Here is a 14,675-nt window from a genome sequence, read left to right as displayed (position 1 = left end):
CCCCTGGGGTATAATTTGGACGCATGGCAACCATTGACATCACCCAACAGACCTTTGAGTCCACCATCTCCGGCAACGACATCGTGCTGGTCGACTTCTGGGCAGCCTGGTGTGGCCCCTGCCGCATGTTCGCCCCGACATTCAGCAAAGCCTCAGAAGCCCACCCCGACATCGTTTTCGCCAAGGTGGACACAGAGGCCGAGCCAGCCCTCTCCGCGGCGGCCCGGATCACCTCCATCCCCACCCTGATGGCGTTCCGCGAGGGCATCCTCGTCTTCTCCCAGCCCGGCGCGATGAGCGCCAGCGGCCTTGAGCAGCTCATCACCGCCATCAAGGAACTCGACATGGACGACGTCCGCGCAAAGATGGCCGAGGCGCAGGCCTCCTAGCGGGTTTCCTGGTTCTGCTCCTCGGCCTGCCGCTTCTCCTCGGCCTGGAGGATGCCGTCGCGGACCGCAGAGCGGACCACGCCGTGGAGGACGTAGAAGAAGATCGCCGCGAAGGTAACGGTCAGGACCAGGCCGTTCACTCGGGCGTCCCGTCGGGCCAGTAGGCCTGGGCGTCCACGGCCGCGTCGCGCAGGGCGGCCCCGTCCAGGGTGATGGAACTTTCTTCGATGCCCATCGCCGTCCACTGCGTCACGAGGCGCAGGTCTCCCGCCGACGGCAATGGCCAGAGCCACAGTGTTCCGGTGCCGGAGAGGTCATGGTCGCCGCCGTGGCCGCCTCCGCTCCTGAACGTGAACACCGGGCCCTCCGGTTCCTGCCCCATGAGGGGCGGCCCGGCGTTCTGGTCAAAGGTCGAGCTGCTTGCTGCCGTGCCGTCCGGAAATTGGACGCCGAACAGGAAGAGATCCTCGCGGGAGACGGAGGGGCCCGGCGCGCCGGGCCGGTTAAAGAAGCCGGCGTTCATTGTGGCCCATTCCTGGTCATCCTCGTCGGTCCGGCGAATGGTCCAGGTCAGCTTCATCGTGCACCCGGTGGAATAGGCGCTGGCAGACTCGACGGCGACGACTCGGCCGGCGGAGCGGTGAAGGAAGCGGCTGACCGGGACAATGGCCGGCAACTCGTAGCGCGGTGGTCCTGACCACGGCGGCGGCACGAACTCGGGCATCCGCGGCCGTGGGGGCATGGCGGGAATCGAGTAGTCCTGAAAGAAGGTCACAGCTGGTCCTTTGCGTTCGCGGGCTGCAGCCGGTCGAGGAACGCCGGGCGGCCTTCGCCCCGGATCCCCCAATCCGTCCTAGGCCGCCCAGTCTAGCCGCGGCGCGCACTGGCGCGGCGGAGTGACCCTGCGGGAGTTGCCGCAGCCGCATCGACCCGGAAGACTGCCGGGATGGGGCGGGACGAAAAGAGTGGCGACGAACTGCGCACCGGCATGTCGGTCAAATATCGGGCGGTGCTGGCCGTGATCGGGCTGCTGGCGGCCGCCGTCGTGACCCTGTCCACCGGTCAGGCGTGGGCGGGTGTGGCGATGCTGTTGGTTTTTGTCTCCTTGGGGAGAATGACCGCCCGCATCCGCTGCGACGGGACCGGAGTGCACCTCAAAGTCGCCGGGCTCTTCTCCACCACCGTTGCCTACGCTGACATTGTTGACGTCACGCCCGGGCCGGAGACCGGCCTGGGCCTGAGGGTCCTCCGTGGCGGCGGCACCGGCTATCTGGTGGGCGGCCCGACGCTGAGGATACGGGCCAACGGTGCCTGGGTCCTGGTCTCCTGCGCAGATCCGGACGCCGGTGTGGAACTGATCCGCGCGCGCGGCGGGCTGGCTCTTTAGCCCTGGGTGCCCTCGCCGCGCGCCACGGCTTCGAGGCGGTTGTAGTAGTTGCCCCACCAGGCCTGGTCTTCTGCGGGCAGGTTGCTGTAACCGTCCCGGTGTCCGGCGCTGCCGTCGGCCAACTCCCGCACGATATCGGCGTGCCCGGCGTGCCGGTGCGTCTCCGCCGTCACGTGCACCAGGATGCGGGCCAGGGTGACGGGATTGCTGGCTTCGCGCCACCACGGAACAAACCCGGCGGCCGTGAGCGGAAGCCGGGCGATGGTCTCGTCGGCATGGGCCCAGACGCGCCGATACAGTCCGATGATGTCCTCGCGGGTCTCCCCGGGAGTGGCCCACATGTCAGCGTTCGGCTCGGCGTCGGGTGCGAGCCAGCTCAGTGTTTCCGGGAACGGCCGGTCGAACACCGAACCGAAGTACTCGGCCTCGACCCCCGCTAAATGCTTGATCAGCCCCAGCAGATTCGTGCCCGTGGGCGTGAGCGGCCGGCGGATGTCGTAGTCGGAAAGACCGTCGAGCTTCCAGACCAGTGCGTCACGGCCCTCCTGCAGGTAGCGGCACAGGTCCGCTTTCGCTCCATCGCTCATGACCGCGATCCTGTCCGCGATGCGGGGTGATTGCAAGTCAACGGGCGCGCCTCAGCGGGTCTCCTGGTCCGGATCCAGCCGCGGTGCCTTCCTGAGGCGGTATCCGAGGGCTACGGCTGCACCTATAAATGCCATTCCGGCGTTCGTAAGGAATCCCTCCCACCAGCGGTCCAACTGCTGGTCGAAGAAAATCCGGCCTGCGACCAAGGCCGCCCCACCCCCGGCTATCAGAATGACGCGCGTCCTGGCTCGTTTCCGCTGGGCGGCCCTTAGCGGGACGGGGGCGTCCCGCTCCTTGTAGTCCTCCCGGTCGAAGAGCAGGAAGGGGATCGATGCGAACAGGTTGGCGAACATCGTCTGCAACATCATTTGGCCGGTGACGGTCCCTCGGTCGTCGACGGACACCATGAGGTACGCAAGGAGCCCGACCACCAGGGCAAACAAAACCCCGACGATGATGAGGCGCCTGCGGTCCCTGACGAACACCAGGGCCTTGCCCTTGGAGCCGCCCCTGATCAGCCACAGCCCGGCGCCGGCCAAGCCCAGCCCCCAGGCGGACATTCCCAGTATGGTGAGCACGTCCCGTCCGGACAGGCCGCCCACAATGCTGAGCCCCGAGATGACGCTCACAAGGCCAAGGCCCAGCGTCAGCGAACCACAAAGAATGCGGAACGCGGCGGCTCGGCTCACACCGCGCCGGTGGCGGACTGACGGATGTACCCCTCCACCGCAGCCTGGGAGATGCGGTAGGAGCGGCCGAACCGGACGGCGGCCAGGGCGTGCGACTTGACCAGGCGGTACACGGTCATCCGGGACACGCGCATGATGTCGGCGACCTCGGCGATGGTCAGGTAGGCGGGGCGGTCGGCTGGAAGCATGGAACAGACTCCTTCTGGGACGCGGGAACGGAATATGCGGTACTCAGTCGGGCAGGCGGACGGTGCGGTGGTCGAAGAACACGAGCGTTCCTGCCGGCGTGCCGGGGACCCTGACCCCCACATAGGGTGGCCGGATGACCGTCACCCGTCCCTCGCGGCGGCCGTTGAAGGGGTCATCCCCGACCACCACCTGGCCCACGCGGAAGCGGACCCGGGGCGTGCCCAGGCGGCTGATCACGGCACGGAGACGGCGTTGTCCCCGGGCTGCGGCGGGGGCTGCCCCGCCGCGCGGTTCAGGGGGAGCGGACTGGAGGTGGCTGGCGGCGTGAACGCCCATCGGAGTGCTCCTTCCGGCGGATCGAAACGTCTCCCCACGGTAGGCACCCGCACCCACCGTTCACACGAGTAACAGGTACCCCATCTTTCTCACGGACTACTTGCTTGCCGCCGACGGCGGAGCGCCCGCCGGGGGACGGCGGCGGCCGTGGTTCCGGTGGAGGTCTTATCTGGGATTACAGACACTTGAGAATCATGGGGTCCGCCGCTGGACTTCTGCCGATGCATTCTTAAGTACGGGATACCGGACATCCCCTGCCGAAGGACGGACATGACAACTGCACCGCACGCCCCCGCCACGCCCGCCGCCAGGGCTGCCTCCAAGGTTCCCGCCGCCGAAAACACCCTGCGGATCCTCAAACTGCTGGCCTCCAAGCGCGGGCCGATGGCGGCGTCGAACATCGCCACAGCGCTGGACCTGCCGCGCTCCAGCGTCTACCACCTCCTGGGGGTCATGGAGGCCAACGGCTTCGTGCTGCACCTGCACGAGGAACGCCGCTACGGACTGGGCATCAGCGCCTTCGAGCTCAGCTCTGCCTATTCCAGGCAGGAGCCGCTCTCCCGTCTGGGCCGCCCCATGCTTGCCGCCCTGGTGGACAAGATCGGCGAAAGCGCCCACCTGGCCGTCCTGCACGGCCGCGACGTCCTCTACATCGTGGAGGAGCGCGCCAAAAACCGCCCCTCCCTGGTGACCGACGTCGGCGTCCGGCTTCCCAGCCACCTCACCGCCAGCGGCCGCGCCATCCTGGCCGCCCTGCCGAAGTCCCAGGTCCGGGCCCTTTACCCGAATGCCGCCGCGTTCAGCGTCCGGCACGAGAGTGAAACCGCTATCACCAAGTACTCGGCCCTCTCCTCGCACCTGGACCAAGTCCGGCAGCGCGGCTACGCCACCGAACACGGCGAGGTCACCCCCGGCTTCGGCTCAATCGCCGCCGCCGTCACGGACCACGCAGGCTGGCCGACGGCCGCCGTTGCCGTGACCTTCCTCGAGGACAAGTTGCCGGCCGAGCAATGGCCGGCACTGGCCGCGCGGGTCAAGAAGGCCGCCGACGATCTCTCGGTCCGGATCTACGGCCGCCCCAGCCCGACTCACTAGCGGGCCGTTGTGGGCCCTGAAAAAGGCTTTAGCTGCGAGTTGGTTAGGTCTGGTATTCCGGACAGCACCCCCGTCAAAGCCCTGTGACCGGCGCCACCGGCAGGCTTTAGTAGATACAGAACCTCTCCCCGGAACCACCCCACACCACGAAGGAGCCCCTCATGGCACCCGCCGATTTCACCACCGGTGCCCGCCCGGTCAAGGCAGCCCGCGGCACCGAGCTCACCGCCAAAAGCTGGCAGACCGAGGCCCCGCTGCGCATGCTGATGAACAACCTGGACCCCGAGGTGGCCGAACGCCCGGACGATCTGGTGGTCTACGGCGGCACCGGCCGGGCCGTCCGGTCCTGGGCCGCCTTCGACGCCATCACCCGCACCCTGGAAACCCTCGAAAAGGATGAGACCCTGCTGGTCCAGTCCGGCAAGCCGGTGGGCGTCTTCCGCACCAACGAATGGGCCCCTCGCGTGCTGCTGGCCAACTCCAACCTGGTGGGGGACTGGGCCACCTGGCCGGAATTCCGCCGGCTCGAGGCCGAGGGCCTGATGATGTACGGCCAGATGACCGCCGGGTCCTGGATCTATATCGGCACCCAAGGCATCCTGCAGGGCACCTTCGAAACCTTCGCCGCGATCGGCCGCAAGCTCACCGGCGACGAGAACGGGACCCTCGCCGGCACCCTGACCCTCACCGGCGGCTGCGGCGGCATGGGCGGCGCGCAGCCGCTCGCCGTCACCCTCAACGACGGCGCCTGCCTGATCGTCGACGTCGACGAATCCCGGCTCCGCCGTCGCGCCGGCAAGCGCTACCTCGACGAGGTCGAAACCGACCTCGACGCCGCGATCGCCAAGGTGCTCAAGGCCAAGGAGGAGCGCCGCGGCTGGTCCGTGGGGTATGTCGGCAACGCCGCCGAGGTCTTCCCCGAGATCCTCCGCCGCCACAACGCCGGCGAAATCACCGTGGACATCGTCACGGACCAGACCTCCGCGCACGACCCACTGAGCTACCTGCCCGAGGGGATCACGGTCGAGGAATGGCACCGCGAGGCTGCAGCCGATCCGGAGGGCTTCACCAAGAAGGCCCAGGCCTCCATGGCCCGCCACGTCCAGGCCATGGTCGAATTCCAGGACGCCGGCGCCGAGGTCTTCGACTACGGCAACTCCATCCGTGACGAGGCGCGCAAGGGCGGCTACACCCGGGCCTTCGAGTTCCCCGGCTTCGTCCCGGCCTACATCCGGCCGCTGTTCTGCGAGGGCCTGGGCCCGTTCCGCTGGGTGGCGCTCTCCGGCGACCCCGAGGACATCCGCGTCACGGACGAGGCCATCAAGGAACTGTTCCCCGGGAACAAGCACCTGCACCGCTGGATCGACGCCGCGCAGGAACGGGTGGAATTCGAGGGCCTGCCCGCGCGGATCTGCTGGCTCGGCTACGGCGAACGCGCCAAGGCCGGCCTGCTCTTCAACCAGCTGGTCAAGGAGGGCAAGGTCAAGGCCCCCATCGTGATCGGCCGCGACCACCTCGATTCCGGCTCCGTCGCCTCCCCGTACCGCGAAACGGAGGCCATGGCCGACGGCTCGGACGCGATCGCCGACTGGCCGCTGCTGAACGCCCTGCTCAATACCGCCTCCGGTGCCACCTGGGTCTCCCTACACCACGGCGGCGGCGTCGGCATCGGCCGCTCGATCCACGCCGGCCAGGTCTCAGTCGCCGACGGTACCGACCTCGCCGCGCAGAAGCTTGAGCGACTGCTCACCAACGACCCCGGCATGGGCGTCATCCGCCACGCCGACGCCGGCTACGACCGCGCCGTCGAGGTCGCCAGAGAACGCGGCGTCCGCATCCCCATGCTCCCCACGGACTCCCTAGCCTCGCAAGCTCGGCCAGGGGACCCTGTCCGCGTGGGCCCAGACTCCGCAGACTCCGCAGAAGCAACGAAGTAGGTACATCCGATGACCCTTACCGCCCACTCGCCGCTCACCGTCACCCTCGGCGCCAGCGGCGTCACGCCCGAGGACGTCGTCGCCGTCGCCCGCCACGACGCCCGGGTGACCATCGCCCAGGACGCGCTCGACGCCGTCGAGAAGGTCCGCGCCCACATCGACGGGCTGGCCAACAGCGAGGTCCCGGCGTACGGCATCTCCACCGGCTTCGGCGCCCTGGCCAACCGGCACATCCCCGCCGAACTGCGCACCCAGCTCCAGAAATCGCTGATCCGCAGCCACGCCGCCGGCATGGGCCCGGCCGTGGAACGCGAGGTGGTTCGCGGCATTATGTTCCTGCGCGCCAAGACCCTCGCCTCCGGCCGCACCGGGGTCCGGCCCGTGGTGCTGCAGACCATGGTGGATGTGCTGAACGCCGGCATCACGCCGTTGGTCCGCGAGTTCGGCTCCCTCGGCTGCTCCGGCGACCTGGCCCCGCTGTCCCACGTGGCCCTTGTGCTGATGGGCGAGGGCGAGGCCACCGGTCCCGACGGCACCCGCTACGGCGGACGCGGCGAGGCTCCGGTCGCGGAGCTGCTGGCCGCGCACGGCATCGAACCCGTCACGCTGGCCGAGAAGGAAGGCCTGGCCCTGGTCAACGGCACCGAGGGCATGCTGGGCATGCTGCTGATGGCCATCGCGGACCTGCGGCTGCTGCTGACGACGGCGGATATCACCGCCGCGCTCAGCGTCGAGGCGCTGCTCGGCACGGACCAGGTGTTCCTGCCCGAGCTGCACGCCGCGCTCCGGCCGCATCCCGGGCAGGCAGCCTCCGCGGACAACATGCTGAGGGTCCTCTCGAACTCCCCGATCGTGGCCTCGCACCGGGTCAACGACACCAAGGTCCAGGACGCGTACTCCCTGCGCTGCGCACCCCAGGTGGCAGGCGCCGTCCGTGACACCGTGGACCACGCCGCCCTGGTGGCGTCCCGGGAGCTGGCCGCCGCGATCGACAACCCCGTGGTGCTCCCGGATGGCCGGGTCAGCTCCAACGGGAACTTCCACGGCGCCCCGGTGGCCTACGTCCTGGACTACCTGGCGATCGCGGTCGCGGACCTGAGCTCCATCGCCGAACGCCGCACGGACCGGATGCTGGACCCGGCCCGCTCGCACGGGCTGCCTGCGTTCCTGGCCTCCGACCCCGGCGTGGATTCGGGCCTGATGATCGCCCAGTACACCCAGGCCGGGCTGGTCTCGGACAACAAGCGGCTGGCCGTCCCGGCGTCGGTGGACTCGATTCCGAGCTCGGCCATGCAGGAGGACCACGTGTCCATGGGCTGGCATGCCGCGCGCAAGCTGCGGCGCGCGGTGGAGAACCTGCGCCGGGTGCTCGCGATCGAACTGGTCACCTCCGCCCGGGCCCTGGACATCCGAACCCAGCTCTCCGACGGCACCCTCGAACCGGGGCCGGCGGGCTCCGCCGTGATCGCCGCCCTCCGCGGCGTGGTAGAGGGGCCGGGAACGGACCGGTTCCTCTCGCCGGAACTGGAGGCCGCGGACCGGCTGGTGGGCTCCGGCGCCGTCCGTGACGCCGCCGAATCCGCCGTCGGAAATCTGGCCTGACGACGCAGAAAATGCAGGGACGCCGGGCGTTTCGGGGACCTCCCGAAATGTTCGGCGCCCGGTCCGCCGAGGCGGGGCGGAATGTAGTAAAACTATGACCGGTGCCACACCGGTGCGCGCAGTGGATTCAGAGCATGGATTCACACCACAGATTCACACAGCGACAAGATCTACAAAGGGGTAGACGTTCATGAAAGCACGCGGGACGGTCCTGTCCAGGCGCTCGGCATTCGCGGCCACGGTCTCGGACTGGCGGAGCCTCACGGCGGGGGACCGGGTGGACATCCTTAAGCACGCCCAGCTGATCGCGGCCGGGTCCGTGGAAGAAGTCTCGGACAGCGGGAACGTCCTCTGGCTGGTGCCGGCGGCGCCCGGCGAGGCGCAGCTGTTCCTGAAGTCCGACGGCGTCCAGGTCCGGCGCAGCTAGCGCAGCACACGCAGACTGCCCGGACCCGGACATGCGGAAGGCCGGTGAGGAGGTCCCTCACCGGCCTTCCGCATGTCCAGGAGTCCGCTACGCGGCGATGGCCTCGCGGCTCTCGTGGCTCTCGTGGGTCTCGCCGAAGGGCACGGTGTCATCGAGGGACACGGTGTAGGCGCCCGGCTGGTGCCGGGTGACCCGGATGCCGCAGCGTCGTTCGACGGACGCCGAGGCGATCAGGGTGTTGACGGCGTTTTCGAGGCCGCTGTGGACTTCGCGCGCACTGTCAAACGAGAGGCTGATGGACGTGGCATCGGGGCCGACGGCCCGCATGGTGTGTGTGTTCATTACTGGTCTTTCGTTGAATCAGGCCGTTTGGCCGCCCTCTATTCTAGTCTGCGGGGCACGATGGGCCTGTCCGGAGCCGGTAGGGTGCAAGAAGCGGTACACGATTGAGGCAACGGCACGCTCCCCTGCGGGGGCCGCGCCCGGACCCCCGGCCCGGGCCCGCAATCCGGTTTCCACAGGAGGGCATGCGCATGTTTGAAGCTCCCAGCATCGTTTTTACCGCGGCCGGGATCGCCGTCTTCGTGGCCGCCATCCTGCCGAAGCTCCTGCGCAACGCACCCCTGTCCATGCCGATGGTCTTCCTCGGCGGCGGCATGCTGGCCTTCACGCTCATCCCCTCGCTGCCGGACCCTGACCCGTTGCAGCACGGGGACTTCGTCGCCCACCTCACCGAGGTCTGCGTCATCATCTCGCTGATGGGCGCGGGCCTGGCGCTGGACCGTCCCGTCGGCCGGAAGGCGTGGTCCACCACCTGGCGGATGCTGGTCCTGGCCATGCCGCTGTGCATTGTGGGCCTGACCCTGCTGGGGCTCTGGTTCCTGGGCCTGGGACTGGGTGCGGCACTCCTGGTGGCCGCGGCCCTCGCCCCCACGGACCCCGTGCTGGCCTCCGAAGTCCAGGTGGGGGAGCCGGCGGACGAGGACGAGGAGACCGAACGCGAGGACGAGATCCGGTTCGGGCTGACCTCCGAGGCGGGGCTCAACGACGGTCTGGCCTTCCCGTTCGTGTACCTGGCCATCGCCATCAGCTTCGTCGGCGCCGCACCCTCGGCCTGGTTGGGCCACTTCCTGGCCGTGGACCTGCTGTGGCGGATCGTCATCGGCGTCCTGCTCGGCTTCGGCACGGGCAAGCTGCTGGGCCGGCTCTTCTTCACCGCCCGGCACGAGACCATCCGGCTCTCCAACCACTCGGAGGGCTTCGTGGCCCTCGCGGCCACCTTCCTGGCCTACGGCGTCACCCAGCTGCTGGATGGCTACGGGTTCGTGGCGGTCTTCGTCTGCGCCCTCACTATCCGCGCGGCGGAGCGCACCCACGGCTTCCACCGGGTCATGCACTCCTACGTCGAACAGCTCGAGCGGCTGCTGACAGTGGTGATCCTGGTCCTCCTGGGCGGCGCGATCGCCCGCGGCCTGCTGGCCGGAATCGGCTGGACCGAGGTGCTGGTGGCGCTGGCGTTCCTGTTGATCGTGCGGCCGCTGGCGGGGTGGCTCGGGCTGGCTCGGGGCAAGACCGGCCCGCGGGAACGGATCGCCATCTCCTTCTTCGGCATCCGCGGCATCGGCTCGCTCTACTACCTGGCATTCGCCGTGGCACACGGAAACTTCGCCGCCCAGGCCCAGCAGCTCTGGGCCTTCGTCGGCCTGGTAGTGGCGATGTCGATCGTGTTGCACGGGGCCACCACGGCCCCGGTGATGAACCGGCTGGACCGGCTGCGCGAGCGCCGCGCGATCGAGGTCCACGGCGATGAGGACCGCGCCCCGCACACCCCCATCTAGGTAAGTCTGGGGACCTTGGCAGTGGCCGGGGCACCCGCGGCAGTGCCCCGCCCCGGCGTCAGCGGAGCAGCGTGTCTATCAGCCGCGCGGCGACCTTGGCGGTGCGCGCATCGACGTCGTACTCCGGGTTCAGCTCCGCGACGTCCACATGGAGCAGCTTTCCGCTCGCCGCCACCTGCCGGCAGACGGCCGCGATCACCGGCAACGGCACCCCGTAGGCGGCCGGGGCGCTGACCCCCGGCGCCACCGACGCGGGCAACACGTCCAGGTCGATCGTCAGGTAGAGCGCATCCACGCGGTCCAGGAAGCGGGCGACGAACGCCGCAGCGGCGTCCGCGGTGCAGTCCTCGTCCAGCAGGTACTCCACACCCAGGCGTTCGGCTGTGCGGAACAGGGCGGCGGTGTTGTTGGGTTCGGAGATGCCGACGACGGCGTACTCCAGCGCTCGCCCCGCGGCCGTTTCGGCGCGGGCCATCTGCAGGAACGGGGTGCCGGAGCTGGGGACCGGTTCGTCCCGCAGGTCGAAGTGGGCGTCCAGATTTAGCACGCCCACGCGGAGCCCGTCCCGGACCGCTCCGCTCCCGGCAACGCCCAGGTAGCTGGCGAAGGCGGTTTCGTGGCCTCCGCCCAGCACCACCGGCAGCGCACCGGCGTCGAGCAGGCCGCTGACGATCCGCCCGGCCCGGACCTGCCCGGCCTCCAGTTCATCCCCCTCGACGGTGATGTCCCCGGCGTCGTGGACGGTCCGGCCGGAGTGGAAAGCCAGGGGGCCGAGGGCGGCGCGGAGGGCGGCCGGGGCCGCGGCCGCGCCGGGGCGGCCCCTGTTCCGCCGGACGCCGGCGTCGCTGGCGAAGCCGAGCAGGACCGCGGCGCGGGAATCCCCGGACGTGGGTGTGGGGGTGCCTCCTGCCCGGTCCCTGGAGGCTTCCGGGGAGGCCGCCGGGTAGGGCGTGACCGCCTGCCACCAGCGGCGGTGCTCGGCGCCGTCGCCGTCGAACCTTCCGGACCAGGGCTGGGGCGCGACGTCGGGAGCGGGGCAGAGGAGAGGCATGCTCCTAGCTCACCGCAGCGACCGGAGGAAAACCAGCGCACCCGCCGTCGTCCTGTCCGGAATCCCGGAAACGTACCGGCGCCCGGGACAACCCGGGGCTTAAACGCCGGAGGGCACCCCGCCGCGGTGAAACACTGCGGCGGGGTGCCCTCCGGAAGAGCGCGCGACTCCTAGTGGATGCCCAGCGCGGCCTCGATCGGGCCGATGCCGAAGAACAGCAGGAACGCGGCGGCCACGGCCCACATCAGCGGGTGGATCTCGCGGGCCCGGCCCTGGAAGAGGCGGATCAGCACGAAGGAGATAAAGCCGGCGCCCAGGCCGTTGGCGATCGAGTAGGTGAACGGCATGAGGGTGAAGGTCAGGAAGGCCGGGATCGCGATGCCCCAGTCCTGCCAGTCGATCTTGCCCACCTGGGAGACCATCATGAAGCCCACCACCACCAGGGCGGGGGCCACGGCCTCGAACGGAACCAGGTTGATCAGCGGGGTGAAGAACATGGCCACGAGGAACAGCAGGCCGGTGACCACGGAGGCCAGACCGGTGCGAGCGCCCTCGCCGATACCTGCGCCGGACTCGACGTAGATCTGGTTGGAGGAGACGGACGCGCCGCCGCCCACGATCGCGCCCAGGGCATCGATCTGCAGGACGCGGTCAACGTTGGGGATGTTGCCGTCCTTGTCGATGGTGCCGGCCTCGGTGGCCAGGCCCACCATGGTGCCCATGGCGTCGAAGAAGATGCTGAGCAGGATCACGAAGGCCAGCAGGGTGGCAGCGACGACGCCGAGGTGCTCGAAGGCGCCGAACGGGTTGGCCTTGCCGATCAGGGACAGGTCCGGGGCGGCCCACTCGGAGAACTTCGGAGCCACCAGGGACCAGCCCTGCGGGTTGTAGTTCTTGCCGTCGAAGCTGGGGCCGATGTGCAGGGTGAATTCCAGGATCACGGAGAGGATCGTGGAGGTGATGATGCCGATCAGGATGGCGCCCTTGACCTTGCGGACCACCAGCGCGATGGTCAGGATCAGGCCGACGACGAAGACGAAGGTGGGCCAGCCGAGCAGCTTGCCGTCGAAGCCCAGGCCCACGGGAACGGTCGTACCGGCGACGTCGGGGATGCGGCGGACGAATCCGGCGTTGACCAGGCCGATCAGGGCGATGAACAGGCCGATGCCCACCACGATCGCGGTCTTGAGGCCCTCCGGGACGGCCTTGAACACGGCGGTCCGGAAGCCGGTGAGGACCAGGATCAGCATGGTGACGCCGGAGAGGACCACCAGACCCATCATGTCCGGCCAGGTCAGGCCCGGGTTGGTGGCGACCGTGACTGCCACAAAGGCGTTGACGCCGAGGCCCGTGGCCAGGGCGAACGGGTGCTTGGCCCAGGCGCCCATCAGGATGGTCAGGATGCCGGCCACAAAGGCCGTGACGGCGGCGACGGCGGGGAAGCCGAGGGTGCCGCCGGATGAGTCCGCGCCCGAGAGGATCAGCGGGTTGAGAACCACGATGTAGCTCATGGCGAAGAACGTGGCGAACCCGCCGCGGATTTCACGGGAGAAGTTCGACCCCCGTTCGGAAATCTTGAAATACCGGTCGAGTGCAGAGCCCTGCTTAAGCATTGGTCCTCCGGGAGGGAAAAGAGTGTTGGCTAAATCCTATTAGGAGTGACGGCGCCCACCTGCCAGATTCGCCTAGTCTGTAAGGAAGCCAACACTCAAGGAGTCGCTCCGTCATGCCTTCTTACCGCTACACTCCCGCTTCCGCCCTGATCCGTTGCCTGACCGCGGTGCTGCTATTCGTCGCGGCCGCGCTGGGGCTGACCGTCCTGGCGGCAGCGCCCGCGTCCGCCCACGACTCGGTGGAATCCACCAGCCCGGCGGCCGACGCCAGCCTGCCCGCCCCGCCGGAAAAGGTCTCCATCACCCTCAGCAACCACCCCCTGGCAATCGGTTCGCAGATCAAGGTCAACGACGCCGGCGGCAGCAACTGGGCGGACGGCGACGTGCAGATCGTGGACAACGTCGCGTCCCAACCGCTGAAGCCGGGCGCCCCCGCCGGCCGGTTCACTGTGCAGTGGCGCGTGGCAAGCTCCGACGGACACCCGATCGAGGGAACCTTCGGCTTCACCGCGGCGGCCGCGGCTCCGGGAGCGGCAGCGTCGGCGGGCGCGTCCACGGGCGCCAACACCGTCCCGACCATGGGCACCGCCGAGCCCGGGACGACCATCGCCCCGACGCCGGTGAAGGACGCATCGGAGCCGTTTCCGTGGAGCATCGTGATCTTCGTGGCCGTCGCCATCGGCATCCTGGTGGCACTGGGCCTGATGGCGAAGCGCCGGCTGCAGGCCGGAGACGACGACCGGGTCTAACCCGCGACGGTTCCAACCGGCTGCGGTTTAGGTGGCTGCGGGTCAGGCGGGCCGCGCCAGCTGGCCGCCGAGCAGGGACGGCAGGCCCTCCGGGTGCACCTTGGCCGAGATGGCCTGGCCGACGACCTTGGCCTGCCGCAGCACTTCCTTCGGCGTCGGGGTGATCAGTTCGCCCACGCCCACAAGGTACATGCCGAGGGCGTGCATGGCGGCCATCAGGTTCTGGCCGACGGCGACGCCGAGCTCCACCAGCATGCGCCGCAGCTGGCTGTGCGCGCAGCGGGTAAGCACCAGGTGGTCTGCGTAGAGGATTCCGCCCGGGGTCCGGACCGCCCAGCCCTGGGACGGCGCCATGGCGTAGTCGGAACCGGAGGTGCCCGCCAGGCAGGCGGTTCCCGCCCCGGCGCCGTCGGCCATCAGCCGGTCCAGCTGCAGGGCGCGGACCGAGCCGCGGACGTCAAGGTTGTGGCTGGCGGCGTAGTTGCGGAGGTGGCGGAGGATTTCGTTGCGTTCGCGCAGCGTGGCCGCGTCGGCCGCGTCGCAGCGCTGGAGGGACGAGGTGTTGGCCGGGTTGGCGGCCCCGAGGAGGTCCAGGCCTTCGACCACAATGGCGTCGACGCCGCGGCGCTGCAGCTCGCTGGCCACCGCCAAACCGGACAGACCCGTACCGATGACCACAGTGCTGGTCCGTTCGATTCCGCCGTTCACAGGCATGCTCGACACTGCAGGGTCCCTCCTCGAATAATGCCGGATCCGGGCCCGTGCCCGGACAGCTTTCCGGACCC

General features: G+C 69.3%; 18 protein-coding genes. 8 read left to right on the top strand and 10 right to left on the bottom strand.

The annotated features are described in order from the left end of the window. The first annotated feature begins 23 nt into the window (after nucleotides 1–23). Nucleotides 24–389, top strand: a complete 366-nt coding sequence (gene trxA / locus QWJ39_RS06300; protein WP_290256878.1) for a thioredoxin — start codon at nucleotides 24–26, stop codon at nucleotides 387–389. Here the strand turns inward: trxA and QWJ39_RS06295 are convergent. Both QWJ39_RS06295 and QWJ39_RS06290 read right to left on the bottom strand, forming a co-directional pair. Continuing rightward, nucleotides 386–529: a hypothetical protein gene (locus QWJ39_RS06295; RefSeq protein ID WP_290256877.1), complete on the bottom strand. Its 144-nt coding sequence runs from the start codon at nucleotides 527–529 to the stop codon at nucleotides 386–388. The two genes, trxA and QWJ39_RS06295, sit on opposite strands and share 4 nt — an antisense overlap. Further along, on the bottom strand, nucleotides 526–1,164 hold the full coding sequence (locus QWJ39_RS06290; RefSeq protein ID WP_290256876.1) for a hypothetical protein: 639 nt from the start codon (nucleotides 1,162–1,164) through the stop codon (nucleotides 526–528). The genes QWJ39_RS06295 and QWJ39_RS06290 overlap by 4 nt, the downstream gene beginning before the upstream one ends. A gap of 171 nt (nucleotides 1,165–1,335) precedes the next feature. Here QWJ39_RS06290 and QWJ39_RS06285 point away from each other — a divergent pair, with 171 nt between their 5' ends. After that, on the top strand, nucleotides 1,336–1,776 hold the full coding sequence (locus QWJ39_RS06285; RefSeq protein WP_290256875.1) for a hypothetical protein: 441 nt from the start codon (nucleotides 1,336–1,338) through the stop codon (nucleotides 1,774–1,776). Here the strand turns inward: QWJ39_RS06285 and QWJ39_RS06280 are convergent. The 4 genes from QWJ39_RS06280 to QWJ39_RS06265 are packed head-to-tail and all read right to left on the bottom strand — an operon-like array spanning nucleotide 1,773 to nucleotide 3,578. Beyond that, on the bottom strand, nucleotides 1,773–2,363 hold the full coding sequence (locus tag QWJ39_RS06280; RefSeq protein ID WP_290256874.1) for a DinB family protein: 591 nt from the start codon (nucleotides 2,361–2,363) through the stop codon (nucleotides 1,773–1,775). The two genes, QWJ39_RS06285 and QWJ39_RS06280, sit on opposite strands and share 4 nt — an antisense overlap. Nucleotides 2,364–2,414: 51 nt before the next feature. Further along, on the bottom strand, nucleotides 2,415–2,993 hold the full coding sequence (locus tag QWJ39_RS06275) for a hypothetical protein (RefSeq protein ID WP_290256873.1): 579 nt from the start codon (nucleotides 2,991–2,993) through the stop codon (nucleotides 2,415–2,417). 56 nt (nucleotides 2,994–3,049) lie between these two features. Then, on the bottom strand, nucleotides 3,050–3,241 hold the full coding sequence (locus QWJ39_RS06270) for a helix-turn-helix domain-containing protein (RefSeq protein ID WP_290256872.1): 192 nt from the start codon (nucleotides 3,239–3,241) through the stop codon (nucleotides 3,050–3,052). A gap of 43 nt (nucleotides 3,242–3,284) precedes the next feature. Beyond that, complete coding sequence (locus QWJ39_RS06265) at nucleotides 3,285–3,578, bottom strand: hypothetical protein (RefSeq protein WP_290256871.1); 294 nt, start codon at nucleotides 3,576–3,578, stop codon at nucleotides 3,285–3,287. Nucleotides 3,579–3,848: 270 nt separating this feature from the next. Here QWJ39_RS06265 and QWJ39_RS06260 point away from each other — a divergent pair, with 270 nt between their 5' ends. The 4 genes from QWJ39_RS06260 to QWJ39_RS06245 all read left to right on the top strand — a co-directional run bounded on the left by QWJ39_RS06260 (nucleotide 3,849) and on the right by QWJ39_RS06245 (nucleotide 8,639). After that, nucleotides 3,849–4,673 (top strand): IclR family transcriptional regulator, encoded by an 825-nt coding sequence (locus tag QWJ39_RS06260; protein WP_290256870.1) that lies wholly within the window; start codon nucleotides 3,849–3,851, stop codon nucleotides 4,671–4,673. A gap of 161 nt (nucleotides 4,674–4,834) precedes the next feature. Then, the gene (locus QWJ39_RS06255) at nucleotides 4,835–6,610 is read left to right on the top strand and encodes a urocanate hydratase (protein ID WP_290256869.1); all 1,776 of its coding nucleotides are present in this window, start codon (nucleotides 4,835–4,837) and stop codon (nucleotides 6,608–6,610) included. A 9-nt stretch (nucleotides 6,611–6,619) separates the two neighbouring features. Continuing rightward, the gene (gene hutH / locus QWJ39_RS06250; RefSeq protein ID WP_290256868.1) at nucleotides 6,620–8,212 is read left to right on the top strand and encodes a histidine ammonia-lyase; all 1,593 of its coding nucleotides are present in this window, start codon (nucleotides 6,620–6,622) and stop codon (nucleotides 8,210–8,212) included. A 190-nt stretch (nucleotides 8,213–8,402) separates the two neighbouring features. Continuing rightward, entirely contained in the window at nucleotides 8,403–8,639 is a 237-nt protein-coding gene (locus QWJ39_RS06245) for a hypothetical protein (RefSeq protein ID WP_290256867.1), read from the top strand. Nucleotides 8,640–8,726: 87 nt separating this feature from the next. Here the strand turns inward: QWJ39_RS06245 and QWJ39_RS06240 are convergent, their stop codons facing one another. Continuing rightward, nucleotides 8,727–8,981, bottom strand: a complete 255-nt coding sequence (locus tag QWJ39_RS06240; RefSeq protein WP_290256866.1) for a hypothetical protein — start codon at nucleotides 8,979–8,981, stop codon at nucleotides 8,727–8,729. Nucleotides 8,982–9,172: 191 nt separating this feature from the next. On the opposite strand from QWJ39_RS06240, the gene QWJ39_RS06235 reads away from it, so the two are divergent. Beyond that, on the top strand, nucleotides 9,173–10,477 hold the full coding sequence (locus tag QWJ39_RS06235; protein ID WP_290256865.1) for a cation:proton antiporter: 1,305 nt from the start codon (nucleotides 9,173–9,175) through the stop codon (nucleotides 10,475–10,477). Nucleotides 10,478–10,535: 58 nt separating this feature from the next. Here the strand turns inward: QWJ39_RS06235 and hutG are convergent, their stop codons facing one another. Beyond that, entirely contained in the window at nucleotides 10,536–11,528 is a 993-nt protein-coding gene (hutG, locus tag QWJ39_RS06230) for a formimidoylglutamase (protein ID WP_290256864.1), read from the bottom strand. 170 nt (nucleotides 11,529–11,698) lie between these two features. Then, on the bottom strand, nucleotides 11,699–13,141 hold the full coding sequence (locus tag QWJ39_RS06225) for an NCS2 family permease (protein ID WP_290256863.1): 1,443 nt from the start codon (nucleotides 13,139–13,141) through the stop codon (nucleotides 11,699–11,701). 113 nt (nucleotides 13,142–13,254) lie between these two features. Here QWJ39_RS06225 and QWJ39_RS06220 point away from each other — a divergent pair, with 113 nt between their 5' ends. After that, on the top strand, nucleotides 13,255–13,890 hold the full coding sequence (locus tag QWJ39_RS06220) for a copper resistance CopC family protein (protein WP_290256862.1): 636 nt from the start codon (nucleotides 13,255–13,257) through the stop codon (nucleotides 13,888–13,890). Nucleotides 13,891–13,932: 42 nt separating this feature from the next. Here the strand turns inward: QWJ39_RS06220 and QWJ39_RS06215 are convergent, their stop codons facing one another. Then, nucleotides 13,933–14,604 carry an FAD-binding protein gene (locus QWJ39_RS06215; RefSeq protein WP_290256861.1) on the bottom strand — a complete coding sequence of 224 codons (672 nt, stop codon included), beginning with the start codon at nucleotides 14,602–14,604 and terminating at the stop codon, nucleotides 13,933–13,935. Nucleotides 14,605–14,675 lie beyond the last annotated feature (71 nt).

Source organism: Arthrobacter sp. YD4 (genome assembly GCF_030410515.1).
Taxonomy (GTDB): Bacteria; Actinomycetota; Actinomycetes; order Actinomycetales; family Micrococcaceae; genus Arthrobacter.
Note: the sequence above shows the minus strand (reverse complement) of the source record. Positions and strands in the feature narration are given on the sequence as shown.

Bases quoted from the DNA above. Each gene is read 5' to 3' on its own strand.
- QWJ39_RS06245 (WP_290256867.1), top strand. From the start codon at position 8,403: ATGAAAGCACGCGGGACGGTCCTGTCCAGGCGCTCGGCATTCGCGGCC.
- QWJ39_RS06255 (WP_290256869.1), top strand. From the start codon at position 4,835: ATGGCACCCGCCGATTTCACCACCGGTGCCCGCCCGGTCAAGGCAGCC.
- QWJ39_RS06285 (WP_290256875.1), top strand. From the start codon at position 1,336: ATGGGGCGGGACGAAAAGAGTGGCGACGAACTGCGCACCGGCATGTCG.
- QWJ39_RS06270 (WP_290256872.1), bottom strand. From the start codon at position 3,241: ATGCTTCCAGCCGACCGCCCCGCCTACCTGACCATCGCCGAGGTCGCC.
- QWJ39_RS06260 (WP_290256870.1), top strand. From the start codon at position 3,849: ATGACAACTGCACCGCACGCCCCCGCCACGCCCGCCGCCAGGGCTGCC.
- hutG (WP_290256864.1), bottom strand. From the start codon at position 11,528: ATGCCTCTCCTCTGCCCCGCTCCCGACGTCGCGCCCCAGCCCTGGTCC.
- QWJ39_RS06220 (WP_290256862.1), top strand. From the start codon at position 13,255: ATGCCTTCTTACCGCTACACTCCCGCTTCCGCCCTGATCCGTTGCCTG.
- QWJ39_RS06225 (WP_290256863.1), bottom strand. From the start codon at position 13,141: ATGCTTAAGCAGGGCTCTGCACTCGACCGGTATTTCAAGATTTCCGAA.
- QWJ39_RS06215 (WP_290256861.1), bottom strand. From the start codon at position 14,604: ATGCCTGTGAACGGCGGAATCGAACGGACCAGCACTGTGGTCATCGGT.
- QWJ39_RS06235 (WP_290256865.1), top strand. From the start codon at position 9,173: ATGTTTGAAGCTCCCAGCATCGTTTTTACCGCGGCCGGGATCGCCGTC.
- QWJ39_RS06265 (WP_290256871.1), bottom strand. From the start codon at position 3,578: ATGGGCGTTCACGCCGCCAGCCACCTCCAGTCCGCTCCCCCTGAACCG.
- QWJ39_RS06280 (WP_290256874.1), bottom strand. From the start codon at position 2,363: ATGAGCGATGGAGCGAAAGCGGACCTGTGCCGCTACCTGCAGGAGGGC.
- QWJ39_RS06240 (WP_290256866.1), bottom strand. From the start codon at position 8,981: ATGAACACACACACCATGCGGGCCGTCGGCCCCGATGCCACGTCCATC.
- hutH (WP_290256868.1), top strand. From the start codon at position 6,620: ATGACCCTTACCGCCCACTCGCCGCTCACCGTCACCCTCGGCGCCAGC.
- trxA (WP_290256878.1), top strand. From the start codon at position 24: ATGGCAACCATTGACATCACCCAACAGACCTTTGAGTCCACCATCTCC.